20 protein-coding genes and 2 pseudogenes are annotated in these 23389 nt (G+C 59.6%); 12 read left to right on the top strand and 10 right to left on the bottom strand.

What is annotated here, in order from left to right; genetic code table 11:
* Positions 1-75 precede the first annotated feature (75 nt).
* From NKI66_RS19620 to NKI66_RS19570, 11 genes are read left to right on the top strand one after another with little or no spacing between them, the layout of a single operon-like run.
* On the top strand, positions 76-489 hold the full coding sequence (locus tag NKI66_RS19620) for a hypothetical protein (RefSeq protein WP_023750603.1): 414 nt from the start codon (positions 76-78) through the stop codon (positions 487-489).
* Positions 486-1454 (top strand): P-type conjugative transfer ATPase TrbB, encoded by a 969-nt coding sequence (gene trbB, locus NKI66_RS19615; protein WP_352695792.1) that lies wholly within the window; start codon positions 486-488, stop codon positions 1452-1454. Before NKI66_RS19620 ends, trbB begins: the two co-directional genes overlap by 4 nt.
* Positions 1455-1465: 11 nt before the next feature.
* Positions 1466-1774 (top strand): TrbC/VirB2 family type IV secretion system protein, encoded by a 309-nt coding sequence (locus tag NKI66_RS19610; RefSeq protein ID WP_023669260.1) that lies wholly within the window; start codon positions 1466-1468, stop codon positions 1772-1774.
* A complete protein-coding gene (locus tag NKI66_RS19605) occupies positions 1774-2046 on the top strand; it encodes a VirB3 family type IV secretion system protein (protein ID WP_023685500.1) in 273 nt (90 codons plus the stop codon). Before NKI66_RS19610 ends, NKI66_RS19605 begins: the two co-directional genes overlap by 1 nt.
* Positions 2040-4490, top strand: a complete 2451-nt coding sequence (gene trbE / locus NKI66_RS19600) for a conjugal transfer protein TrbE (protein ID WP_352752638.1) — start codon at positions 2040-2042, stop codon at positions 4488-4490. Before NKI66_RS19605 ends, trbE begins: the two co-directional genes overlap by 7 nt.
* Complete coding sequence (gene trbJ, locus NKI66_RS19595) at positions 4487-5212, top strand: P-type conjugative transfer protein TrbJ (protein WP_352752636.1); 726 nt, start codon at positions 4487-4489, stop codon at positions 5210-5212. Before trbE ends, trbJ begins: the two co-directional genes overlap by 4 nt.
* 36 nt (positions 5213-5248) lie before the next feature.
* On the top strand, positions 5249-6571 hold the full coding sequence (trbL, locus tag NKI66_RS19590) for a P-type conjugative transfer protein TrbL (RefSeq protein WP_352752634.1): 1323 nt from the start codon (positions 5249-5251) through the stop codon (positions 6569-6571).
* The gene (trbF, locus tag NKI66_RS19585) at positions 6572-7303 is read left to right on the top strand and encodes a conjugal transfer protein TrbF (RefSeq protein ID WP_352752633.1); all 732 of its coding nucleotides are present in this window, start codon (positions 6572-6574) and stop codon (positions 7301-7303) included.
* On the top strand, positions 7293-8321 hold the full coding sequence (trbG, locus tag NKI66_RS19580) for a P-type conjugative transfer protein TrbG (RefSeq protein ID WP_352752724.1): 1029 nt from the start codon (positions 7293-7295) through the stop codon (positions 8319-8321). The genes trbF and trbG overlap by 11 nt, the downstream gene beginning before the upstream one ends.
* Positions 8322-8332: 11 nt before the next feature.
* Entirely contained in the window at positions 8333-9550 is a 1218-nt protein-coding gene (locus NKI66_RS19575) for a TraB/TrbI/VirB10 family type IV secretion system protein (protein ID WP_352752631.1), read from the top strand.
* 13 nt (positions 9551-9563) lie between these two features.
* Positions 9564-9842: a DUF2274 domain-containing protein gene (locus NKI66_RS19570; RefSeq protein WP_352752629.1), complete on the top strand. Its 279-nt coding sequence runs from the start codon at positions 9564-9566 to the stop codon at positions 9840-9842.
* Positions 9843-9927: 85 nt separating this feature from the next.
* Here the strand turns inward: NKI66_RS19570 and NKI66_RS19565 are convergent.
* Positions 9928-10366, bottom strand: a pseudogene (locus tag NKI66_RS19565) (Ros/MucR family transcriptional regulator).
* Positions 10367-10873: 507 nt separating this feature from the next.
* Here NKI66_RS19565 and NKI66_RS19560 point away from each other — a divergent pair.
* Positions 10874-11781 (top strand): annotated as a pseudogene (locus NKI66_RS19560) (nucleotidyltransferase and HEPN domain-containing protein).
* Between the two features lie 208 nt (positions 11782-11989).
* On the opposite strand, the gene NKI66_RS19555 reads toward NKI66_RS19560, so the two are convergent.
* From NKI66_RS19555 to NKI66_RS19515, 9 genes are all read right to left on the bottom strand, one after another.
* Positions 11990-12403: a hypothetical protein gene (locus NKI66_RS19555; RefSeq protein ID WP_352752627.1), complete on the bottom strand. Its 414-nt coding sequence runs from the start codon at positions 12401-12403 to the stop codon at positions 11990-11992.
* A 421-nt stretch (positions 12404-12824) separates the two neighbouring features.
* Complete coding sequence (locus NKI66_RS19550) at positions 12825-14237, bottom strand: hypothetical protein (RefSeq protein ID WP_352752625.1); 1413 nt, start codon at positions 14235-14237, stop codon at positions 12825-12827.
* Positions 14234-14686: a hypothetical protein gene (locus NKI66_RS19545; protein WP_352752623.1), complete on the bottom strand. Its 453-nt coding sequence runs from the start codon at positions 14684-14686 to the stop codon at positions 14234-14236. The genes NKI66_RS19550 and NKI66_RS19545 overlap by 4 nt, the downstream gene beginning before the upstream one ends.
* A 64-nt stretch (positions 14687-14750) precedes the next feature.
* The gene (locus NKI66_RS19540; protein WP_352752621.1) at positions 14751-15539 is read right to left on the bottom strand and encodes a hypothetical protein; all 789 of its coding nucleotides are present in this window, start codon (positions 15537-15539) and stop codon (positions 14751-14753) included.
* An 81-nt stretch (positions 15540-15620) separates the two neighbouring features.
* Positions 15621-17906 (bottom strand): hypothetical protein, encoded by a 2286-nt coding sequence (locus tag NKI66_RS19535; protein WP_352752619.1) that lies wholly within the window; start codon positions 17904-17906, stop codon positions 15621-15623.
* A gap of 84 nt (positions 17907-17990) precedes the next feature.
* Positions 17991-18449, bottom strand: coding sequence for a nucleotidyl transferase AbiEii/AbiGii toxin family protein (locus NKI66_RS19530; RefSeq protein WP_352752617.1), 459 nt, complete (start codon positions 18447-18449; stop codon positions 17991-17993).
* Positions 18450-18760: 311 nt separating this feature from the next.
* On the bottom strand, positions 18761-19255 hold the full coding sequence (locus NKI66_RS19525) for a hypothetical protein (RefSeq protein ID WP_352752615.1): 495 nt from the start codon (positions 19253-19255) through the stop codon (positions 18761-18763).
* 15 nt (positions 19256-19270) lie between these two features.
* Positions 19271-19741, bottom strand: a complete 471-nt coding sequence (locus NKI66_RS19520) for a hypothetical protein (protein ID WP_352752613.1) — start codon at positions 19739-19741, stop codon at positions 19271-19273.
* 16 nt (positions 19742-19757) lie between these two features.
* A complete protein-coding gene (locus NKI66_RS19515; protein ID WP_352752611.1) occupies positions 19758-22697 on the bottom strand; it encodes a TrlF family AAA-like ATPase in 2940 nt (979 codons plus the stop codon).
* Positions 22698-23389: the final 692 nt, after the last annotated feature.

Below are 23389 nucleotides of genomic sequence, written 5' to 3'. Positions count from 1 at the left end.
TAAGCGATTTTGCGGATCTCGACGATGTTCGTTGCCGCCGCCGGCGCATCAGGCCGGCCAGTCGGAACGAGCCCCATGAAGCCGCATCGCATTCGCCACCAGTTTCTGCTCGAACCCGCGTTAAGCGCGAAGCTGGAAACCCTCAGTAGCAACCCGTCGACCACAAAATCGGCGATCGTCGCGAAAGCGGTCGAGGCCTTCATCGAACGGCGTGGTGAAAACGAGCTCGACCAGCGCTACGGCAAGCGGCTGGACCGTCTTTCCCGCGATCTCGACCATGTCAGGCGCGACGCCGAAATAACTCTGGAGAGCCTGGCGCTCTTAATCCGCTTTTCAATCACGCTTCATGCGCACACGCCAATTCCGGATCGGGCGACACAGGCGATCGCCCAAGAGCGCTTTGACAAATTCGTCGAGCAGGTCGGTCGCCAGATAGCCTCCGGGAAGCGCTCGCTTGGTTACGGCAATGGCAACGGAGGCGAAGGATGAACTCTCATCCCGCAGCGGACCACCGCCGCCGAGCCATGCTGCGCACAGCCATGGGCGCCGCGATCACCGAGGCCCTTGCCGATCCGACCGTCATCGAGGTGATGGTCAACCCCGACGGCGCGCTGAGGCTCGACCGGTTGGGAGAAGGCCGGGTCGATACAGGCGTGCATATGCATCCTGCCGAGGCGGAACGCATCATCCGGCTCGTCGCCTCCCATGTACGCGCCGAGGCGCATGCAGATAGTCCGATTGTCAGTGCCGAATTGCCATCAGGCGAGCGCTTCGAGGGTCTGCTACCGCCGGTCGTGCTGGCGCCATGCTTCGCCATCCGCAAACCGGCGGCAAAACTCTACACGCTGGCCAACTACGTCGCCGATCGCGTCATGCTCCCGCTGCAGGCTGATGCCCTGAGGAAGGCAGTGCGCGAGCGGCGCAACATCCTGGTCGCCGGCGGCACATCGTCGGGCAAAACGACACTTACCAATGCTCTACTGGCAGAAGTCGCCGAATGCGATGAGCGGGTGATCCTGATTGAGGACACCCGCGAGCTGCAATGCGCGGCCAAGGACTGCGTTGCCATGAGGACGAGGCGGGGCTCCATCACACTCGCCGATCTCGTACGCTCGACCTTACGGCTGAGGCCCGACCGCATCATCGTCGGCGAAGTCAGAGGCGCGGAAGCGCTCGATTTGCTGAAGGCATGGAACACCGGACATCCCGGCGGCATTGCCACGGTTCACGCCAATTCGGCACGCTCCGCACTCTATCGTATTGAGCAGCTCGCCCAGGAAGCCGTTGTCACCGTTCCCCGCCGGCTGATCGCCGATGCCGTCGACTTGGTCATCTTTATTGCCGGAAGAGGACCCGCGCGCCGCGTTGACGCGATCGCCGAGGTCACGGGTCTCGACGGCAGCGGCGATTACGCCGTCACCCCGCTCACACTTCCGCAACTCCAGCAGCTCTGAAAGGTCACCTCATGCGCAAGAAGCTTCGCTTTCTTTCGTTCGCCGCCGTCGCGCTTCTTCTCACGGCCCAGGCCCACGCTGCCGGCTCCGGCATGCCGTGGGAACAGCCGCTGCAGCAGATTCTGGAATCGGTGCAGGGGCCGGTCGCCAAGATCCTCGCGGTGATCATCATCATCACCACCGGTCTGACCCTTGCCTTCGGCGACACGGCGGGCGGTTTCCGCCGGCTGATCCAGATCGTTTTCGGCCTGTCGATCGCCTTCGCGGCCTCGAGCTTCTTTCTTTCCTTCTTCTCCTTTGGCGGCGGGGCAGTCGTCTGATGAGCACCGAAGAGCAGCATATCGAAGGCTTCGAGGTTCTGGTCCATCGGGCGCTCACCGAGCCGATCCTGCTCGGCGGCGCGCCGCGGGCGGTGGCGATCCTCAATGGCACGGTGGCCGCGGCCATCGGCCTAGGCCTGCAGCAGTGGATTGCCGGTCTGATCCTCTGGATCGCCGGCCACACGCTCGCGGTCTTTGCCGCACGGCGTGATCCGGATTTTGCCAGCGTGCTTGTCCGTCATCTTCGTCAAAAGGGCTGGCTTGCATGCTGAAGCTTTCCGAATACCGCGGCAAAGCCGACCGGCTTGCCGACCATCTGCCCTGGGCAGCACTCGTCGCGCCCGGCATCGTGCTCAACAAGGATGGCAGCTTCCAACGGACATTGCGGTTTCGTGGCCCCGACCTTGAAAGCGCGACGGAGGCCGAACTCATCGGCATATGCGCGCGGGCAAACAATGCGCTGAGAAGGCTCGGCTCTGGCTGGGCATTATTCTTCGAGGCCGAGCGCATCGAAGCGCTGGGCTATGCGAGCTCGGCCCTTCCCGATGCTGCCTCATGGCTGATCGATGAGGAACGGCGCGCGGCCTTCGAGGGCAAGGGCGCGCATTTCGAGAGCATCTATCATCTGACCTTGGTCTTCATGCCTGGGCCCGATGGCCAAGCGCGCGCGGAAAGTGCTCTCGTCGACTCGCATGACTTGGGAGGGGAAAGAGACTGGCGCCAGGAGCTTGCCCGGTTCCGAGACGAGACTGACCGCGTTCTCGATCTTCTTTCGGGCTTCGTGCCCGAGGTGCGCGCGCTCGACGATGCCGAGACCCTGACGTACCTGCACGGCACGATCTCGACCCGCCGTCATCCCGTTGCCGTGCCGGAAACGCCAATGTATCTCGACGGCGTCCTGGTTGACGAGCCGCTGACCGGCGGCCTAGAGCCGATGCTGGGCGAGCAGCATCTGCGCACGCTCACAGTTCTCGGCTTTCCGAACGTCACCCGGCCAGGAATCCTTGATCCGCTCAATAACCAGGATTTCGCCTATCGCTGGGTGACGCGCTTCATTCCACTCGACAAGGCGGAAGCCACGAAGACGCTGACTCGGCTCCGCCGGCAGTGGTTTGCCAAGCGCAAATCGATCGCGGCTATTCTGCGCGAGGTGGTGACCAACGAACCGGTGCCTCTCGTCGACAGCGACGCCGACAACAAGGCGCTCGATGCCGATGCAGCACTGCAGGCATTGGGCGGCGATCATGTCGGCTTCGGCTATCTCACCACAACGGTGACGGTGTGGGATCAGAACCGTAAAGCCGCCGCGGAAAAGCTTCGCGCCGTCGAGCGGATCGTCAACGGGCTCGGCTTCACCACCATTCGCGAAAGCATCAATGCCGTCGAAGCGTGGCTTGGTTCATTGCCGGGTCATGTCTACGCCAACGTTCGCCAGCCGCTCGTTCACACGCTTAACCTTGCCCATCTCATGCCGCTGTCGTCCGTGTGGGCAGGTCCAGCGGAGAACGAGCACCTTGCCGAGGTCACCGGCGATCACGCTCCGCCGCTTCTTTTCGCCGAAACCAGCGGCTCGACGCCGTTTCGGCTTTCGACCCATATCGGCGATGTCGGCCACATGCTGATTGTCGGGCCGACCGGTGCCGGCAAGTCGGTTCTGCTTGCCCTGATCGCTTTGCAGTTCCGGCGCTACGTTGGCGCGCAAATCTATGTCTTCGACAAAGGCAATTCGGCCCGCGCCTCCGCGCTTGCCATGGGCGGCGACCACCATGCGTTGGGTGCGAATGGTGGGCTTGCTTTCCAGCCGCTGCGCCACATCGACGACCCGGCCACACAGAGCTGGGCGGCCGAATGGATCGCCGGCCTCATTGCCCACGAGAATGTCACCGTCACCCCGGAGGTGAAGGAGGCAATCTGGTCGGCGCTCACCAGCCTCGCCACCGCGCCGGCGCAGGAACGCACGCTGACTGGCCTGTCGGTCCTGCTTCACTCCAATGCGCTCAAATCGGCGTTGATGCCCTACACGCTCGACGGTCCATTCGGCCGCCTGCTCGATGCCGATGACGACCGGCTGGCCATCTCGGATGTGCAGTGTTTCGAAACCCAGGAGCTGATGCACAGCCAAGGCGCTGTGCTGCCTGTGCTTACCTATCTGTTCCATCGTCTTGAGGAGAGGTTCGACGGGCGGCCGACGCTGCTCATGCTCGACGAGGCCTGGGTCTATCTCGACAACCCGCTCTTTGCCGCCCGCATCCGCGAATGGCTCAAGGTGCTGCGTAAGAAAAACGTCTCCGTCATCTTCGCGACGCAGTCGCTTGCCGACATCGCCGGCTCTTCTATCGCACCCGTAATCATCGAGAGCTGCCCGCAGCGCATTTTTCTCCCCAATGACCGTGCGGTGGAGCCGCAGGCACGGGCAGCCTATGAGCGCTTCGGTCTTAATGAGCGACAGATCGAATTGGTCGCCCGCGCCACGCCGAAGCGCCACTACTATCTGCAGTCGCGCCGCGGCAATCGCCTCTTCGAGCTCGGGCTAGGCCCGATCGCTCTTGCGCTTTGCGGCGCCTCCGACCCGGCCGCGCAGACCCTGATCGACAATATTCTTTCCGAAGAAGGGCAGGGCAGCTTTGCCGCCCGTTTCTTCAGTGCGCGCGGCCTGGATTGGGCTGCCGAGCTTCTCCAGCAATTTCCTCAACCTAACAAGGAGCAATCGTCATGATCGGACGCCGCCTTTTTACTAGCCTGGTCACCGTTTCCCTGATCGCCAAACCGATGGCTGACTACGTCCAGCCGGCCTATGCGCTCATCGTGTTTGACCCGTCCAACTATACGCAGAATGTGCTGTCGGCAGCACGCGCATTGGAGCAGATCAACAACCAAATCCAGTCGCTTCAGAACCAGGCGACCATGCTGCAGAACATGGCGCGCAACCTTCAGCGCCTGGATTTCTCTTCCGTGGGCCAGCTTACCGGCTCGCTCGAACGGATTGACGGTCTGATGACCCAGGCGAGCGGCCTGAGCTTCGATCTCGACAAGCTGCAGGACCAGTGGCGCCAGCAATATCCGGAAAGCTACGACGCCACCATCAAGGTCAGCGATGTGGCGAGCGCCGCGCGCGAGCGCTGGCAGAGCGCCATGCAGGCGTTCCGCCAGACCATGAGCGCGCAGTCGCAGATCGTCGAGAACGTGCAGGCCGATGGCGACCTGCTTACCGATCTCGTCAATCGCAGTCAGGGCGCGGCAGGTGCCCTCGAGGCAAGCCAGGCTACCAATCAGCTGATCGCGCTTTCGACCAAGCAGCAGATGCAGATCCAGACGCTGCTTGCGACCCAGTTCCGGGCCGAAGCCGAGGATGCGGCGCGCAAGGCGCAGTCTGAGGAAGCCGCTCGCGAGACGACGAAGCGTTTCCTGGGCACCGGCACGGCTTATCCCGGCAACTGAGCGGCAGTTCTTAAAGACAACGAGGAAGGCGGCGACATGAACGACCTCGGAGTCATCGATCGCTTCATGGAGACCTTTACCCGCTACATTGACAGTGGGTTCGGTCTGCTTTCGGGCGACGTCGCCTTTCTCACCACCATTCTGATCGGCATCGACATCACGCTCGCGGGCTTGGTCTGGGCGTTCGGCGGCGAGCCCAACATTCTTGGCCGGCTTATTCGCAAAGTGCTCTATGTCGGCGCCTTCGCCTTCGTCCTGAACAATTTCAAGAACCTCGCCGACATAATTTACCGCTCCTTTGCCGGTCTCGGCATCAACGCATCGGCCGGCAACCTGTCCGCCGACAGTCTCCTGCGGCCAGGCCGCATTGCCGCGGCCGGCTTCGAGGGCGCCTGGCCGCTCCTCAATCAAGCGAGCCAGCTAGTAGGCTTCCCCGAGATCTTCGGTAACGCGCTCACCATCTTCGTGCTGCTTCTGGCCTGGTTCCTGGTCCTCATCGCCTTCTTCATTCTTTCCATCCAGCTCTTCATCACCATCCTCGAGTTCAAGCTCACCACGCTGGCCGGCTTCGTCCTGGTGCCCTTCGCGCTCTGGAACCGCTCGGCGTTTCTGGCCGAGCGCGTGCTCGGCAATGTGATTTCGTCGGGCATCAAGGTGATGGTGCTTGCCGTCATCGTCGGCATCGGCTCCACGCTCTTTGGCGAGTTCGCTTCCGCCCTGCAGGGCCAGGAGCCGGACCTGGCGGCGGCCATGTCTCAGGTGCTGGGTGCGCTGGCGCTGCTTGGGCTCGGCATTTTCGGCCCCGGGATTGCCTCGGGTCTTGTTTCCGGCGCGCCGCAGCTTGGCGCCGGCGCGGCACTTGGAACAACGGCGGCCGCAGCTGGATCAACGCTCGTTTCCGGAGGCGCTGCGTTTGCCGGCGCGCGCATGGCAACAGGCGGCGGCCTCGCCGCAGTCCGTGCCGGCGCCGCCATGGGGTCCGCTGCCACCGTCGCTTGGCAAACGGGGCGCGCGACATCGCCCGAGTCCGGGCTGTCCGGGGTAGCTGCTGGGCTGCAGGGGGTTGCGAGTGCCGCTAGCGGCGCCGCGATGCGGGGAATGCGATCCGCAGCAGAACCATTCCGCCGTAGTGCCGACGCCAGTCGCGATGCCGGCTGGACCGCGACCGGCGGCATGCCGACCAGCTCGATGAGCGGAAGCTCTCCAGTTATAGCTCCCGCGGCCGCGCCTGCCTGGGCAAGGCGTCTGCGTTCCGAACAGACCGCACGCGCCCATCGCAATGCTGCCACGCAGGCGGTGCGCGATGGAGATCGGGGCGGAAGCGGCGCCAATCCCTCCCTCAACGACAAGGAAGACTAGATGCTCTTCAAGCGACCCGTTCAGCGTTACGGAAAGACGCCCGAGCCCGTGTCACCTTACCAGAAGGCCGGCCAACTCTGGGACGAGCGCATCGGCACGGCGCGGGTGCAGGCCAGGAACTGGCGGCTGATGGCCTTTGGCTGCCTGGCCCTGGCCACGGGCCTTTCCGGCGGGCTCTTGTGGCAGTCGATGCAGGGCCGGGTCGTGCCTTACGTCGTCGAGGTTGACCGATTTGGCGAGACGCGCGCCGTCGCACCGGCCATCCAAGACTACCAGCCCGACGATGCCCAGATTGCCTGGCATCTCGGCCGCTTCATCCAGAACGTCCGCTCCGTTTCCACCGACGCGGTGCTAGTGCGACAGAATTGGCTGTCGGCCTACGATTTCACCACCGACCGCGCGGCGCTGTTCCTCAACGAATATGCCAAAGCGAACGACCCTTTCGGGCAGATCGGTACGCGCAGCGTGTCGGTGCAGGTGACCAGCGTGGTTCGGGCGTCTGACAGCTCGTTTCAGGTCAAATGGACCGAGCAGGTTTTTGAGCGTGGCAGCCTCGCCAGCACAACGCGCTGGACCGCCATCCTCACCATCGTCATCCGGCCGCCGACGAACACCGATCAGCTGCGCAAGAACCCGCTCGGCGTCTTCATCAACGCCATCGACTGGTCTCGCGAGCTCGACAGTGCCGCGCCGACATCCGTTTCCCCGAAGGAGCCCACTGATGACAAATAAAGCCCCATCCCTCCGCGGCGTGTTGATCTTGTCGGCGTCGGCCGCGGTTCTTTCGGCCTGTGCCTCGAAGCCGGTGCCGCCGCCTCAGATTTCCTATGACCATGCTGACTTCAAGCCGGCTGCGATCGAGAGAGCGCCGGAGAAGCCGGTGAAGATCGTTGAGATCCCCAAGCCGCTTCCTTTGCCCGGCCAGCTACAGCTCGATCCGGGAAAGATCGCTGAAGAAAAGCGTTCGCCCGAAGAACGGGTCGCGGACGCTAACAAGGCGGCAACGCAGCAACCCACCAAGTTTGGCTATGTCAACGCGGTGCAGGTCTACCCCTTCGCCGATGGCGCGCTCTACCAGCTCTACGCCGCGCCGGAGCGCGTCACCGATATCGCTCTGCAGCCAGGCGAGAAGCTGACCTCGGTGTCGGCGGGCGACACCGTCCGCTGGGTGATCGGTGACACAACGAGCGGCGCCGGTGACGACCAGCGCACCCATGTTCTGGTCAAACCCTTCGCGCCGGGGCTTGCCACCAATCTGGTCATCACGACTGACAGGCGATCCTATCACCTTCAGCTGCAAAGCACGGACAAGACCGCCATGGCGGCAATCTCCTGGACGTACAGCGAAGACCAGATCATCGCGCTTCGTCGTCGCAACGCTCAGGCTGAGGCGGCCATGCCGGTGGCCTCAAACGTCGCCCTCGAAAACATCCGTTTCCGTTATGCGATCACGGGCGACACGCCGCCTTGGAGGCCAACGCGTGCCTTCGACGACGGCAGCAAGGTCTATATCGAATTCCCGGGGCGCATCGATCAGGGTGAGGCGCCGCCACTGTTCATCGTCGGTGCCGACGGCAACAATCAGCTCGTCAACTATCGCATGCGCGGCAACTACTACATCGTCGATCGCCTCTTTGCGGCGGCCGAGCTCCGTCTCGGTACCAAGCAACAGCAGGTGGTGCGCATCACGAGAACCGACGGCCGGCAACCGCCGCGGCGGGTGTCGCTGTTTTCGCGTTTTGGCAGGTGAAGGGAGCGCTCATGACCGACACCACTCGCCCCAATGTCCCGCCGAAACTCGATCCCGAGCAACTGCAACTGCGAGCCTCGCCGCGCCGACCTGTGCGCTTCCGGCGCGGTGTCATCGTCGCGATCGCGGCGGTTGGTTCTGGGGCTATTTTCGGTGTCACCATGATGGCGCTGCAGGGGCCGGCGCTGCGCCTGAAGCAGCAAGCCGAAGAGCTTTACAACACCGACCGCAAGCCGACCGCCGAGGGTCTCGAAGGGCTGCCCAAGGACTACTCCGGGATTAAACCAAAGACCCCGGTGCTTGGACCGGCGCTGCCTGGCGACCTCGGCCGTCCGATCCTCGAGCACCAGCGCCAGCTTGGCATCGCACCGGGGCAAGAGGTTTCGGCGGAAGAGCAGCGGCTTGCACAGCAGGCGATCTCGGCGCGCGAGTCGCAAGTTCTTTTCCGGATCGAAAGCCGGCTGCGGCAAGCGGATGCCGCTGGCAATGGGCAGGGCGGACGTTACCCCTTTGAGGCGACGGCTCCGCAGTCCAATGCCGAAGGTGCGCGAGCTTCGGTCGCGCCGGCCGAAGGCGACCAGAACAACCAGCAGCGCAAGCTCGATTTTATCAGCCAACAGAGCACAGGCGGGATCTACAATCCGCATGCGTTGCAGACGCCGGCCTCGCCGTATCAGGTCGAGGCCGGCAGCGTGATTGCGGCAAGTCTGATCACGGGCATCAATTCGGACTTGCCTGGGCTTGTCGTCGCACAGGTCACCGAGAACGTGCACGACAGCGTCACCGGGACCATCCTGCTGATCCCTCAAGGTTCTCGTCTGATCGGCAGCTATGACAGCGTTGTCGCCTTTGGCCAGAAACGTGCGCTGCTGGTCTGGCAACGCATCGTTATGCCGAACGGCTCATCGATCGAAATCGACAATCTACCGGCAACGGACGCTGCCGGTTATGCCGGGCTTGAGGACAACGTGGATTTCCACACCTGGCAACTGATCAAGGGCATCGCGGTAGCCACATTGCTCGGCGTCGGAACCGAGTTGAGCTTTGGAGAAAACGAAAGCGACTTGGTCAAGGCAATTCGTGAAACCACTCAGCAGAGCGTCAGTCAGGCCGGTCAGCGCATCACCGAAAAGAACCTCAACATTCAGCCCACCATCACCGTTCGCCCGGGTTGGCCGCTGCGCGTCATCGTGCACAAGGACATCGTGTTGCGGCCGTACACAGGGTGAACAGGAGGAACTCATGGCGAACCTGAAACTCGGCAAACTGCCCGATCGCACACCGTCCAAAATTACCATCACCGTCAGCGCCGATCTAAACCAGGCGCTGAACGATTATGCCGCACTTTACCGTCAGACCTATGGCGAATCCGAAACGGTGGCTGAACTCATTCCCTTTATGCTGGTAGGGTTCCTAGAAGGCGACCGGGCGTTTGCCAAGGCGAGAAGGGACGGACTGCCGGGCACTGGCCCGTCGGAGAAACCACGAAAGCCATCAGCTCCAACAGCAGACAGTAGATAGCGTGAGCTACCGTTTTTCCGGGCGCGACAGGCACTTCACTCTGCCGCGCCGCCTTCTCTGTGGCTTCTTCACCGGGTTTTATAGCTCAGGCTTTCGACTTACGTTTTGAGGCAGGTTTCTTAGCTGGAGCAGCCTTCCTGCCCAAACCGAGCGATTTTGCCAGCGCCGATCGGGTAGCCGAATAGTTCGGAGCGACCATGGGATAGTCCTTCGCCAGACCCCATTTCGCCCGGGTATTCATCGGGCGTCATCCCGTGTCGGGTTGCCAGATGGCGTTTGAGCGACTTGTATTTCTGACCGTCCTCAAGGCTGACAATGTAGTCCGGGAACACGGACCTCTTGGGATTGACTGCCGGCTTTGGGGTCGGGGATTCGGCGGGGGCTGCTTGTCCAATATTAGACAATGCCGAATTCACACTTGCAATCAAATCGGGTAATCCAGATACTGGAACCGCGTTCTTCTGGACATAGGCGGAAACGATGTCAGCAGTAAGTTCGATAAGGTTATTGGTTTCTTCGGACATAACCATGCTCCTGGATTGAAAACCAATACGCTCATATCGCCCGATTCCCGGAGTTGCAACTAACGCACTCAGCAGAGTACGAATTATCGCTGCACTTTTTGTTGCAGCCAAACCCGCGCGCTATGGCGATCACGCACTGCCGCTCGCTGTCCCACCTGCTTGCGGTGCTGACGCGGCGCTTCGTGGCAAGGGTCACAATTCGGCAACGCCAATTCTTGGCATCTCGCATCACACCTTGAGGTCTCAATCCGACCGCTGGTTCTCGAGTGCAAGCTCGTAGCGACGCTCCAGCGTCCAATCGCCGAAGAGCCGCCTGATATGGGGCAGGGACCCGTGGGTGGCAATTTATGCTATTGCAACTGAGATGGTTGCGCAGCACAACCCAGTCAGGCACCGTCGTGGCTCGATGGGAGGCGTACCCTCTGATTACGATCCTCCGTCGCGCACCGCGATCGCAGAAGCGTTATAGCGGTCGAGTTATTCCCAGTCCGGATGCACCACCCAGCGATGATGAAGACCAGCATCGATCAACTGCCCGAGCATAAGCAGCCCGAGCTCGGCCGAATCGTTGAGATCCTGCACGAGGAGTTCGACGATGCGCTGAGCAATGGCACGGCCGAGTTCAGGAAGAAGGGCCGTGTTCTTAAGATAATCCTGTTTGGCTCCTATGCGCGCGGCGACTGGGTCGACGAGCCGCATACGATGAAGGGTTACCGATCGGATTACGACCTGCTGATCGTCGTCAACAACCGCAAGCTCGCCGACTTCGCTTACTGGTATAAGGCAAAGGACCGACTGATCCGCGACACTGGCGTCAAGACGCCTACGAGCTTGTGCATTCAAGGCGTGAGGTGAACACGGCGCTGCGGGAAGGCCAGTATTTCTTCACGGACATCCGTCGCGAGGGCATCGTGCTCTACGAGCTTGACGAGGAGCCGCTGGCCGAGCCGAAGCCGCTTACGTCAAAGGACGCCTATCTGGCGGCGAAAGAGCACTTCGACAACAGATCCTTGGGGGCTCGAAATTTCTACAGACTGTTTTCGGCTGCCGTTGAGGGAGAAATGTGGAAGGAGGCCGCATTCCTCTCACATCAGGCGATCGAGCACGCTTACGCAACCCTGTTACTCGTTCTGACCAACTACAGCCCGCCCTCGCACAAGCTGACGTTTCTCCGTGCCCTGGCCGAAGATCAAGATGGAAGACTTGCAGAGGTCTGGCCGCGCGACCAGCAGCGCTACCGTGCCTGGTTCAACACGTTAAACGAGGCCTGTGTCAAAGCCCGCTACTCCAAGCATTACACAATCAGCGAAGAAGCCCTCGAATGGCTGGGCGAGCGCACCGCCGAACTGCACAGGCTCGTTGAGGCGATCTGCCAAGCTCATCTTGCGCGCTTGAAGGAAGCTACGGACCACTGACCCCACGCGATGGTTTCAAAGGTCGTTCAGCGCGCTCTCCCCCTTGCCCCCGAATGACAGCTTCGCGCCTGTCGCGGACATTCAAGCAAGCTTTGCTTTCGCCCGAAAGCGGACAATGCTCCACCGATGGTCGCTAAGTGGCTTCTTGGCAAACAGCAGACGTACCCCGAGGATCTCTAGAGGCACGGGTACGGGGTCGTCGAAGCGCTCAGGGAATATTGCTGCGTATCTGCTGGGCGATCGCAGCAACCTTCGTGCTTATTTGCTGAGGCGTCGCACTCGGCTGCCAGTTGGAGTCGACGGTAACTAGCTGCGCGCCCTCAAGTGCTGCGAACGCTTGGAGGATCGGCATGCCCGCGCGCGGAGCGCTACACGCGGTAATGACGTAGTCGAGGTGGTGCAGATACAGTGCGTCGATGTTCTCCTTGATGATCTTCGCGCTGTCGCCTGAGCTTGCGATCCCGATGCCGTATTTTTTCGTGCCAAGCTTGAGATACGTGACCATGAATATATCAGCGGGGCTATTGGTTGTAAGGCCGCAGCCAAGAAGCCTGGCTGCTTCATGGATGATGGATGTCTTACCCGAACCCTTCTCGCCTTTGACGACTATAACCTTGCGCACTATTAGACCCCGTTTTGCGAATATCCGTAGTATTGCGCTGGTCAAGAGCGAGCGCAGTTTATTTACGAACGAAGGGCGCAACGGTGGCGAAGAGTCAATAGATCGAGGTCGAAATGTGAATTTGGTGACTTAAGAACTGCCGGGCCACATACGGCCGAAACATGACATCTAGTGGCCGATTTACTCTTGGCGCGAACTCCCTTTTTGGTCGGCGCCTCAGCCAAGTCGCCTGTGGTCAAAAGCCGACCCCTAGTCTGGGTATGTAAGGCCGAGTTTCAGTCTGCATCTAATGCGTATTTGCCCTGCATATTTGGTCGCTCCAAATCTTCCACAAATGATGTTATACAACTCGTAATTTAGTTTTACCGGCGTCATGGGCACCTCGCCTGACTCGCCGGTCCATCGGTTGCTGTGTTTTCGGCTAAAGACTTGTTACGTCGCCAATGTCCCTCAAGTTCTCCTCCGCCTCCGCCGCGCGGTCAACCTCAGGCGAGGCGAACTCCCAGCGTAGACCGTGCGAGGCCCAAGCGAGGCTCTCTCCAAATTTCGCGTACCCGATCGTCATGTCGCATCGCGTCAAAACGATCTTAAAGACGAACTCGGTATAAGTCTGGAGGGCGTTGACGTCCTGCCACAGGACCTCTCGCTTCCCGCCATGCACCACGGCTGATCGAACGCTGTAAATGCTTTTGAGTTGGCTGAAGATTTCCATCCGTTGCTCGAGGTCGCTAGTACAAATCACGGATACAAACCTACTGATGTTCTGGGTAATCGGTGCGGTCTTATCATCCGAGGTCAACAGAGCCTCTAGGGCGGTAAAGAATGCGAGAAGACGTTCTGCTCGATCCGAGACTTGCCGGCCGCGCGTAATCCATCCAAGTCCTTGGGCGACCCGACCGGCCAACGTCTTTTCGGCGGCGTCAAACAGGAGATCAGCAAGCTTTTGGATCGATTCGCGAGCTAGGCTGTCCGCAGTGGCTTCATCGACATCGTACGCTCCATGCGTCGGAAACCCGCCGCCGAACACCTCGCCTCCGGCGATCGTCACGTGGGGCTGTGTTAGGGTTTGGCGCGTTGGATGGGGTTCGATTTCACCAATTTGCGGATATCGAGCCGACCATGGTTCGCCCATCAGCCTCATGAAGCTGATGGCCACGTCGATAAGCCATTTGGCCTCTTCTGCAACGTTTGGACGTGCGGCCGGCACCTCGACCACAAATACCATACTCGGCATGCCGATTGATACGGTCCCCGGCGAAGAGTTGTTTATGTTAGGGTAGTCACCGCTCTTGAGTGAGACCTTCTTGTTCCCAGAAAGACCGGCCATGGTCGAGGCGTCTACCGTCCTCATCGAGGTCACGCGACCGACTTTCACCGGGCCATCGTATCCGTTTGGAATTACGAGAAAGTTCGGCACAATTTGCGTGTACTGCGCGCCTCCTTCCGCAAGAGCCTTATCTACCAGTTTCTCGACACTCTGCTCAACGACAAGGTCAGGATTGGTATGGCTGCCTACTTGCTTCAACCGTTTGATGCAGTCTTGCGCGGCTGTCAGGCAAAGATTCGCGAGGGTGGGCTCATGGGCGGCCCTCGCCTTTAGCATTTTGGCCGCCAGGATCACGAATTCCCTACGGGCTTCCAGGAACTTCGGCGTAAAGCGCGCCGTGTAACCATCGAAGAAAGTGCCCCCCGAATCTCCAAAGTTGAAAGGTTGAGGATCACCTTTCCGGATAACTCCTTGCAGAAAGCCGAGCATAATGCCCTCGGCATGTTCTTTGAGCTTCTCCCTCTGGGTCTTGTCAAAGGACGGCTTTTTGACGGCCTTGGTGTTCATGTGGCCTCGAAGCTTGTGCGCGGGTCCGCCGTCAACACTGGGCGGCTGAAATCGCCGGAGTCTACTCCCATCCGCAGGGCCCAGTCCTGCAGGTTCTTGGGCCTGTAGCCCGACTCCCCTCTCCATCGGTCGACGACACTGGCATCAATCGTCTCGTTGATCGTCGATGGTGTGGCGTCCCTGCCAACAAGCGGCGGCGAACCTAGCGGGCGATAGTAGGGCTTCGAGGTGAAGCGATAAAGTCCGTAGAGAAAAGCACCGTAAGAGTCCGCGACGGCCGGCATGACATTTGTTTGGTCGACGTCGACCGCTGACCGGAAGCTTAGTCCGTGCGCGGCCGCCTTAGCCATCAGCCACTTCAACGGGATCTGCGCCAGGAGGTCGCTCGGATGGGCGAGCAGGCTGTCGGCCACGTAGTCCTTGGTACGATTCCAATCGTCCTCTGTCACTTTGGAGCTCCGCTCGCGGTTGACCGCGTTATTGGGATTTAGCCCACAATGGGCCGCTCTCTCGTCAACGTCTGCCGACCTTAGCCGACACGGCCCTTCGCGTGGCGCGATCGCTCAAAATGGCTTTCTCAAACCAGCTGGGCACCAATTCCTGGCCACCAACGACGTTTTCCGGGACATCGCGCCAGAACGCGAGGATCGCGTGTGAAAACGCCTCGAACTGGTCATCGCTGACCTTGAGGTGCTTATGGTCCACCAGCTTTTTTGACCAACTCGGCCGCACGCCTTTCAGCGGATCGTCGGGATATTCGGGGTAGGTCGCCTTCAGATCCGCGAGGGAGGTTCCGGTGCCATGCTTGTAGACGTTGACCACCAATCGGCAGGCATCGAGCGTTTTGAAGTAGTCCGTTCTTCGGAGCTTCCAACCGAAGCTCTCCAGCAGGTCGGTAATCTTGCCGAAATCCGCGGACCAGACCTTCGCGACAACCGTTTCTCCGTGGTGCCAGTGCTGGATCTCTCGCACCAGCCATTCCCGAAGCTTCTTCACCCACTCGTGGAACATCCCCGCTACGACGCTCAGCCGGGTCTGGTCTCGCATGTGACTCAGGAGCTGATAGAACTCGATGCGGAAGTCGTTGGCCGCCTTGTAGAAATCCGAGGGATCATGCCGGTCGGGATCAAACAGGCCGCCGCTCTCCTCTAGCCAGTCGTCCGCTGTCTTGTCGGCTTCCTCTTCTATGTTCTCGAACTGCGACAGCACGCGCTTGCGGGCCTGTTCGACGTAGAACTGATGGCCTTTGATCAGGGACTGCCGGAAGGGTCCCCACATTTGAAATGACACGTAGTTGGCCATGCTGGGATCTCACTTATGGGACGAACCTGCCGCCCTAGTCGCTCGAAGTCGGACGCGGCGGCCATCCCACCCAAAGACGCTCTACACACGGGATGCGGGCCGTGGGGCGTTGCGTTGCCATAACATCAGGCTTTCGAACGCTTGTTCCCAGGTCTCCGTGCAGCGCGCCAAAATAATACAAGCATCGAGGTTACCTGCTTCGACCGCTTCAGATGAAAGCTGTCGCATAGTCCCTCGATGACCAGCCCTTAAGGCCGCTGGAAAGAGGTAAAACAGGACCGGGGCCTTCCGGCGTTCCGGCGGTTGGACGATAAGCGTCGATGCGTGGCTGGGGTCGCGATAATTCTTCTGCACGAAGCGGCGCAGTTTGTTGAGGTTTCGTTCGATGGCACGTTGCTCAGCTGGATCGGCGCTGGATAGGAGATGGAAGCCTATAAGAGTCCAGCCTGCCGGCTTGAGCTGGGTAATACGCTCGACGATATCCCGGAACAGGGGCCGCAATTCCATTTTGGGTTTTGGCAAATTAAGTCCGGCTTCGCGGCCCTCGTAGTAGCGGTCGATCGGCGCAGACATCCCGGAAGGTGAGAACTGAGAGAATTTCTCATTGAGCTGGGCAAGGTTGAAGCCACTGACAAGATAGAGCCCCAGATAGTCCAGCTCATCGCCCAACAAGCTTAGGGATTTTTGCAAATATGAGCGCTCACTTAAGTAGTGAAGCAGGAGCAGCGGGTTATCAAGGATTTCGACAAGACATTGCAAATCCGCGATCAGGATGCTCGGCGCCAAGGCGTGGTCCTGAGGCACCCATCCGACTTTTTTGAAGTCCTGCTCGCAGGCGCTTAGCATCGACAAATCGTCGAGGGTCACCGAAATGCGGATCACCCGATCGGCCCGGCCCGCATCGATGCCGACACCAGCTATTATGGCTACCGCACCGGTGTCTCCCTCGCGCGCACTACGGATAAGCTCCTCTAGCCGGGCCGATTGAATAGACGGCGCGAGAACGATTTCGCGAATGTGTTTCTTGACTCGGTCCGGGGCTCCGCGAAGTCCTTGGGGTGTCAGTCGATGGGATTTTGCCTCAACAATCAAAACCACACGGTCGATGATAACAAGAAGATCGGTTTCGAACTGCTGATCGTCCTTTTTCCACTTCACTCCGGCACGGATGTCGGCGTCGGGCAGGGCGCCACGGAACACCGCTTCAACTTGCTGTTCAAGATACAAAGCCCGGCGGTCTTTCAAGGATTCCTGAAGGCCGGCCTCGCCACAAAGACGGTCCATTATACGGTGGATGTGGCTGAACGCCATTTGAGGCATCGGACAAAAATAGTTCTCGCCCAAGGTGAGGAGGGGTCGATGCCATACTGGGTTATCGAGGAATAGGTAGTTGAACCTGGCCTCGGTGAGAGCGCCCGGCCGACATGAAAGGGCCTCCAGGACACCTCGTATCACCGCTTCGGGCTTGGCAACGACGGATGCAATGTCGCTCGGATTGAAAAGAGCGGTATCGACGAGGCGAAGGTCATAGTGGGCCATTAAAATGCCCTTCATTTCGTCGCTTGAGATTTTCGGCGGCAGAATCGCAAGCATCTCTTCGGCGCCGCCGACGAGGTCGGGGATAAGCCTGTAGTAGAGTTCCGCGAGCTGGCGAGGGGTTTTCCCTCTAAAAACCTTGCCCAAGAGTTCCCAATGGGCGGATTGCCGGTTTTCAAACACGGAGACGAGCGCCGCAAGCGTGTCAATGACATCGCTTGCGCCGAAACCGTGATGGAGATGCATTGCGAGATCGAGAGATGCATACAGATCTCGCGACAGGTTGAGGACTTGCCTGTAATAGCCCCAGTTTCGAACCCCATGCGTATGCATGCGGACGCGTTCCTGCAGCGAGCGGACGGCCATTGCCTCCTTGTCGTCCTGCAAGTCCTCACCCTCAAGCAGACGGCCCATGAAGAACGAGTTCGAGATGGTCGGAACCGTGTCAAACAGGGCCTGCATGACGTCTGGTGTAGCCGGTTCCACACCCCATTCGACAAGGGGAAGTGACAAGGCGATCGCCTGGAGCAATTCCCCGTGGTGCTGCATGACGTCCGGCAAGAGCTTCCGCTGCTCGCCATTTTTCATCAGGCCCGCGCGCATGCCGTAGCTTGCAAATGCCGCAAGGATTTGAGGCGGTGATACCCTACGCAGAGTGCCTTTTAGGGACTCTAGCTGTGCAGGGAGATCGTTGATGGCCTGGCGCGCGGCGGCGAGCGCTGCCGCTTTGAATTCTGCATGATTTTCGGGGTCTATCTCGAACGTTTCGAGCTTGAGAGGAGAGTCTCCCGGTCGCGGATGTATCGGACTCGGTGTATCTGGGGTTTTCATCTGACTATAATTAGAGTTGGATGAGCAACAGAAAGCAATACTATTCTCGTTTGCATCAGGCCGTATAGCAATGTGTTTGGAGAGCTAGGCGGATTGCTGGAGGAGCGCGACATCAGCCAAGTCCTTGGGGTCACCCGCCTCGGTCTTGTGCGCGATGAGCAGAGCACGGCTCAGAATCGGGATATCGACGCCGTTGATGTTGGCAATTTCGGCCGTGGCAAAGGCTTCGGAAAAAACGAGCGCCGGCGCGAACGTCAGGACGTCGATCCGATGCTCCCCACCGACCTTGAAGTGGCCCACCCGCCTATCCAGTAATTCCGCCCTCGCTTTTGGATTCTGTGCCAGCGCGGGGATGGACGCTACCATTTTGTCGATGGACCCAGGATCGGCACCCGTAAAGAGGTCAACATCCTCAGTCTCACGGGCCGGATGATAGAACTTGACTGCTACGCCGCCTGTCACCACGAACGCGATGTCATTGGCGATGAGGTTGTGCTCAATCCATCGGACTTGGTGGGGCTGCATGAGCATGGCGTAATACAATGCGCCTTTTCGGCTGCCGTCACCAGCGCTCAGTGCGACTTTCCCGGCTGAGGGGTTGCTGCTTCGGCCAAGCCTACTAGCGCGACCACGGCCCGCTCCATGTCGCGCATTACTTGCATGGAAGCGGCTCGCCGGTCCGCGACCTCGGTTAAGGACTCGCCGGCGGCGTGCCGGTAGAGTTGCTCAACGATACCGGATAAGCGACCCATGCTGCGCGAAATGGACTGGCACAGTTCCATGGCTTCGGAGTGTGCGATCACGGTGCTGACTCCTTCTGACCAAAGCTCGTCCGCGAGAGGCGGCGGTTATGCTCATGGCCATATACTCAGAATGGCCTCGCGCCGAGCAACCAGCGTCTTCACAAGTCGCGCTGCCATGCTCACAAACAATTCAGCGTCGTCCTTCGATATGATGTGCGCCGGACGCTGCTCCATAATGGTGGCGAAATCTCCTGATTTCCAAGGACGGAACGAGTAGGAATCCCCATCTGAGTGTGCGTAGACCGTATCGCGGCGACTTTTCAAAGCCACATGCAGGCGCTGCTCGTCTGGCGAAAAATCGAGCCCCTCGGCCGGGATCTTCGGCAATCCTCGCGTTTGGGTGAAGGGTCGCGTGTAGGAGACGATGAGGGAAGTTGTGTAGACCGATTGCTGGAAATAAACGGATCCTCGACGTTGCCATTCGTAACTATGCCACCCCTTTTTCAGCAGGTATTCCCCGCATTTCTTCGCAAAACCAATATCCATGCAAGATACGGTTAGCTTGTCGAACATGGCCTTTTCGGCTTCGGGCAGATTTATGATCATGGCTAGTGGATCAGGCTACCAACGCTTTTCAAAGACCGCTCTCAGGTCCCTATGGACCCGAAGGGCTTCCAGCAGCACTTCGATAGCCTCCGCGATCAAGCTGTCATTGCGATCGGAATCTTTATCACCCGATTTGCCGCCATGGACGAGGTTGTTTCGGACGCGACGAACGGCGCCCATGAGCTCAGCCACGTTTGCCGGTGGCGCTGTCGTATCCCACCCCAGCGTGCCTCCTTGCAGGACTTGGCGGCTTGGAGGATTGGCCATCAGAGTTGGAGCCAAGGCCTTGGCTCGGACCGCCGCAAAGAACGGCGCTTTCAGCTCATTGGACGCAAACCTGTCCCAGTCCGCCTCGACCACATTTCTTCGATTCGCTTTTCCGAAGCCGCTATCTTTCAGGGCATATTCGAACCTGGAGAACACGCGGAGCAGTTCGTCCCCGCGCGGCGGGAGCCTATTCGCGGCGTTCATGTCGACAACGATCATAGCTGGGGTAACTCCGTTAAAACTTAATATGAAGTCGGCGGGCGCGGTCACGGAACGCTGCCTCCCCGCCTTCTAGAATCTCACAGACGCTTTGACGGATGTCGGCTTCATCGAGCCCGCCAGACCGGTAAGTGATGCCGGGGAGTCCGTCACCCGTCATTTCAGAAACGTTCGCGATGATCACCTGGTCCGCGTCCGTGTTGATGACCAGATTGGCATTGTGGGTCACCATGATCACTTGACGCTTCAGCTTGGCGGCCCGGAAAAGTGGCACCAATTCGTCATAGATCGATTTGGGGTCCAGGTTCTCTTCGGGCTGGTCGATAACGAGAGGTTTGTCGTCGGCGTCGTCGAGCGCCAGGTACAGGAGAATGAGAACAATGCCCCGTGTACCCGGCGACAGCTTCTTGATGTCCGTACCATCGTATTTGATGCCGTATTCAATCGAAATGTGGTCAGAGCTATAGAGCCACTGCGCAAAGCGTTTCAGCCACTTTTTGAAGCCATCTGCGTCCTTGGTCCGATCGGGTGCGGGTTCAAGCAGCTCCTCCTGGTGCTTTTCACGAAACGCTTCCATTGCTGCCGCAATGGCGTCGACGTTGCCCGTTTCCCATGCCTTTTTAAGCTCCTCGTCTGCATATTTGAGGAGTTTGCCCGTCCCGCGGAACGGGCCGGTGCGGAGATCAAACAGTTCCTTCTCCGCCTTGTCGGCCCACGCCTTGACGTCAGCAACGCGTGACACGGTGAACGACAATTTTGCCAACGTTCCACCCTGCTTGGCCAGCCTCACCATCAACGGCGCATAGAGGTCCTTCAGGACCGTCTCTTCGGCTAAAATGGCCGTGAACACGCGCTTGTAGCCGCCCTTGCGATCCTCGATCAGCTCGAGCCTGCGGACCGCAGCCCCCTCACTATCGGTCAGCTTTTCCTTTAGGACGGCGAGTTTCGCTGTCTCTTCCGTGATGCGCTTGGCATTAACGGCGAGTTTCTCGGCAGTCTGTCGGTCGGCCGCGACAAGCTTCTGCACGCGCTCAATCTCTGCCTCCAACACCGCCAGCGAAAGCTTGGTCAGTTCAGCGCCGTCGCTCACAAAACTCCCGTTTTCCAATAGGCTGGGTACGGTGCCTTTCCAACGGGCGACTGCCGTGTTGGACATCGCAGCCTTGGCTTTGATGGCCCCGTCGACATCCCCGGTGAAGCTGAGCATGAAGCGCTCCCAGTCAGGGTCATCCAGCTTGCTGGCGGCATGTGCGACCTTCAAGTCGCGAAGCGCTTGCGGGGCACGATTCTGCCGTTGATCCACAACGTCGCTCTGGAGATTCTCGAGGCCCGCCTGCTGCTTGGCGTAGTGCCTGAGATATCCCCGTACTATATCTGCGGCCGTCAGGAGATCCTGCAGCCGCTGTGCGACGACAGTGCTTGTTGTGGAGGGGACGAGAATGCCGCGATCCTTCTCGTACCCTTTGATCAACGTATCCTTCTCGGCAATCTGCTTTATCAAGCCACTTACGGCCGTAATTTTTTCCCGCTCCGCCGCGATCAGCTCGGAGATGTTGTTCATGGCCGTTTCTTCGCGCAAGCGGGCCTCCCGATGCCCCTGGGCGCGAAGCTCCAGCAACTCAAGGAAATTGATCGTTCCGTCCCGGTCCGTGTGCGCTTCGAAAATGACCCGTTCGATCTCCTGGATCATTTGGGGCATGCCTTCCGGCGAGCAAAGCCGATCGACAAACTGCTGGGAGAGATAACGAACACGTGGGAATGTGTCCCGGTCGGCACCTGGACGTTCTAGATCCTTCGCGTCTGACGTTTCCCCGCTCAGCCACTTCACGGACACCTCGGCCCCCGACAGATGCTCTTGGGCACGTTCTAGGAAGGAAGGGCGGTCGACATCCTCAGTATAGGCGTCACAGCCGGCGGCGATGATGTCAGCCAAAGCGGTTTTCCCTGAACCCCTCGCGCCGATGATTGTCACCAGGCCCGGATTAAGCCCGATGTCAGGCGTCCGCACCCAAGGTGCTCCATGGATCCTGATGTGGTCGATCGTCTGTGACTCTGAGGACCAACTGGGCGGTGTCGGTCCCACGTAGGCGCGCTCCGGATCGATGCAGGCCTGCCGAAGGCCATCAAAACTCGCTTGGCCTTTGACCCAGCACAGCCTGTCTTCGGCGGGCTTTCCGACGAAGGAGAGTTCGTGAGCGTCGCTGCCCCAAAGGCAAGGTTTCAGGGAGCCGTAGGTCTCAAGAATCTCCTGTGGGGTTGCTGCCGCACCTTGGCCAAGCCAGAAATCTCGCTGTTTGGTGCTGCTGGCAAAGATGACATTCGAGATCTTTTCGATCTCTTCCCTGATCGCCCGGTCCGCTGCATCCCGGACACCGGAGGTTCCATCGGCATTTCCTGAGACAGCGACGATAATGTTTTCCCGGGCCCATTCTATGCTTCTGAATGCAGCCTGAAGCCCGCTTCGAGAAACCTTGAATTGCGTAACGCCCACCCGCAAAGCGGCCTTGTCATCGGCGGCGGTCGACCTATCCATGCGCTTTCCGAGCCGGATCAAATCTTCCGGCGAACAGCAATATTCGTCGTCAGTGGTCGAAAATTTGAGTTGACGCAGGAATCTGTTCAACTCTTTGATGTGCGTGGGGTCTTCCGGGTTTGCCAGAAGGTGGATGTTCACGAAGTGGCCTTTGACGGTTCCCATCTCAAGCCTGAGTTCAACGTTGGGAAACAGAAACTCGCACTGCTTTAGGCGTCCGTCCTCCTTCGCCGCTTTGACGCGCTCGTAAGTCGAGGTGACGCAATAGTCGGTGATGCCGATTGCCCGCATTGCCGGTGAGGCATTCTCGAGCGCAGCAATGTATGCTTCCCACTCGTCTGGAGGGTAGCGATCCTCCAGGACGGTCCCCGGCGCATGAATATGCGGCTCCCACCGAAGCCAGTCAGAACCTTTTGACAACATTACGATTGCGCCCCCGAAAGCACACTCTGTGGTCTAAACCGAGCTTTGACAAGTTGTCGTACTAAAAGCCTACCTGTTGGGGCAATTCGCCTATCAAGTAGTAGACTGCTGAATGTCAGGCCACCTGAGCGCTAGTTTTAAGGTGACGTAACGAGCCAACTGGGCTCCGGTTTATGGCCGGCCCTAACGGCTTCGCGGTAGTAGTCGACAATGCTGTCTAATGCCCTGTGCATGGCATAAGCCGGGTTGTCATCGAAATCCCGGCTCGGCCAGTATGGACCGACTTGGGAAGGAGGTTTGGTGGCAGGGGACCGCCTGAACCGCGTGCGGCCGCCGCCAGCATCGCGCAGATCAATCTCAATCAAGGTATCAATCCCCACCAGGCGAAACCGCGCCCGGCTAGGTACATCTCCACGATCTGGAATGCAGGGTCATTGAACATCCCACTGACGTAGCGAGCTGAAGCGGCCAGTGACGGCAGCTCGATCGCTTCAGGCCCTGCAGTGCCGGCGAGCTGCTGCAATCTTCGACGAAATCTTGCTTCATCGAAACGGACGTAGTGTCCCTCTGCCCCGCTGTTCAAGGCAGATCGGAGTGCAGCCTGGGTATTGTACCCGCAACCGCTGGCGATTGCCTCGGTGTGGTGAACCGAGCCTGCCTGACATTGGTCGCGCAGGGAACGCTTCAAGTCT

Source organism: Mesorhizobium sp. M0518, from assembly GCF_040321125.1.
Classification (GTDB): domain Bacteria; phylum Pseudomonadota; class Alphaproteobacteria; order Rhizobiales; family Rhizobiaceae; genus Mesorhizobium.
This window is presented reverse-complemented; position numbering and strand designations above follow the sequence as displayed.

Bases quoted from the DNA above. Each gene is read 5' to 3' on its own strand.
- NKI66_RS19620 (WP_023750603.1), top strand. From the start codon at position 76: ATGAAGCCGCATCGCATTCGCCACCAGTTTCTGCTCGAACCCGCGTTA.
- trbB (WP_352695792.1), top strand. From the start codon at position 486: ATGAACTCTCATCCCGCAGCGGACCACCGCCGCCGAGCCATGCTGCGC.
- NKI66_RS19610 (WP_023669260.1), top strand. From the start codon at position 1,466: ATGCGCAAGAAGCTTCGCTTTCTTTCGTTCGCCGCCGTCGCGCTTCTT.
- NKI66_RS19605 (WP_023685500.1), top strand. From the start codon at position 1,774: ATGAGCACCGAAGAGCAGCATATCGAAGGCTTCGAGGTTCTGGTCCAT.
- trbE (WP_352752638.1), top strand. From the start codon at position 2,040: ATGCTGAAGCTTTCCGAATACCGCGGCAAAGCCGACCGGCTTGCCGAC.
- trbJ (WP_352752636.1), top strand. From the start codon at position 4,487: ATGATCGGACGCCGCCTTTTTACTAGCCTGGTCACCGTTTCCCTGATC.
- trbL (WP_352752634.1), top strand. From the start codon at position 5,249: ATGAACGACCTCGGAGTCATCGATCGCTTCATGGAGACCTTTACCCGC.
- trbF (WP_352752633.1), top strand. From the start codon at position 6,572: ATGCTCTTCAAGCGACCCGTTCAGCGTTACGGAAAGACGCCCGAGCCC.
- trbG (WP_352752724.1), top strand. From the start codon at position 7,293: ATGACAAATAAAGCCCCATCCCTCCGCGGCGTGTTGATCTTGTCGGCG.
- NKI66_RS19575 (WP_352752631.1), top strand. From the start codon at position 8,333: ATGACCGACACCACTCGCCCCAATGTCCCGCCGAAACTCGATCCCGAG.
- NKI66_RS19570 (WP_352752629.1), top strand. From the start codon at position 9,564: ATGGCGAACCTGAAACTCGGCAAACTGCCCGATCGCACACCGTCCAAA.
- NKI66_RS19550 (WP_352752625.1), bottom strand. From the start codon at position 14,237: ATGAACACCAAGGCCGTCAAAAAGCCGTCCTTTGACAAGACCCAGAGG.
- NKI66_RS19540 (WP_352752621.1), bottom strand. From the start codon at position 15,539: ATGGCCAACTACGTGTCATTTCAAATGTGGGGACCCTTCCGGCAGTCC.
- NKI66_RS19535 (WP_352752619.1), bottom strand. From the start codon at position 17,906: ATGAAAACCCCAGATACACCGAGTCCGATACATCCGCGACCGGGAGAC.
- NKI66_RS19525 (WP_352752615.1), bottom strand. From the start codon at position 19,255: ATGATCATAAATCTGCCCGAAGCCGAAAAGGCCATGTTCGACAAGCTA.
- NKI66_RS19520 (WP_352752613.1), bottom strand. From the start codon at position 19,741: ATGATCGTTGTCGACATGAACGCCGCGAATAGGCTCCCGCCGCGCGGG.
- NKI66_RS19515 (WP_352752611.1), bottom strand. From the start codon at position 22,697: ATGTTGTCAAAAGGTTCTGACTGGCTTCGGTGGGAGCCGCATATTCAT.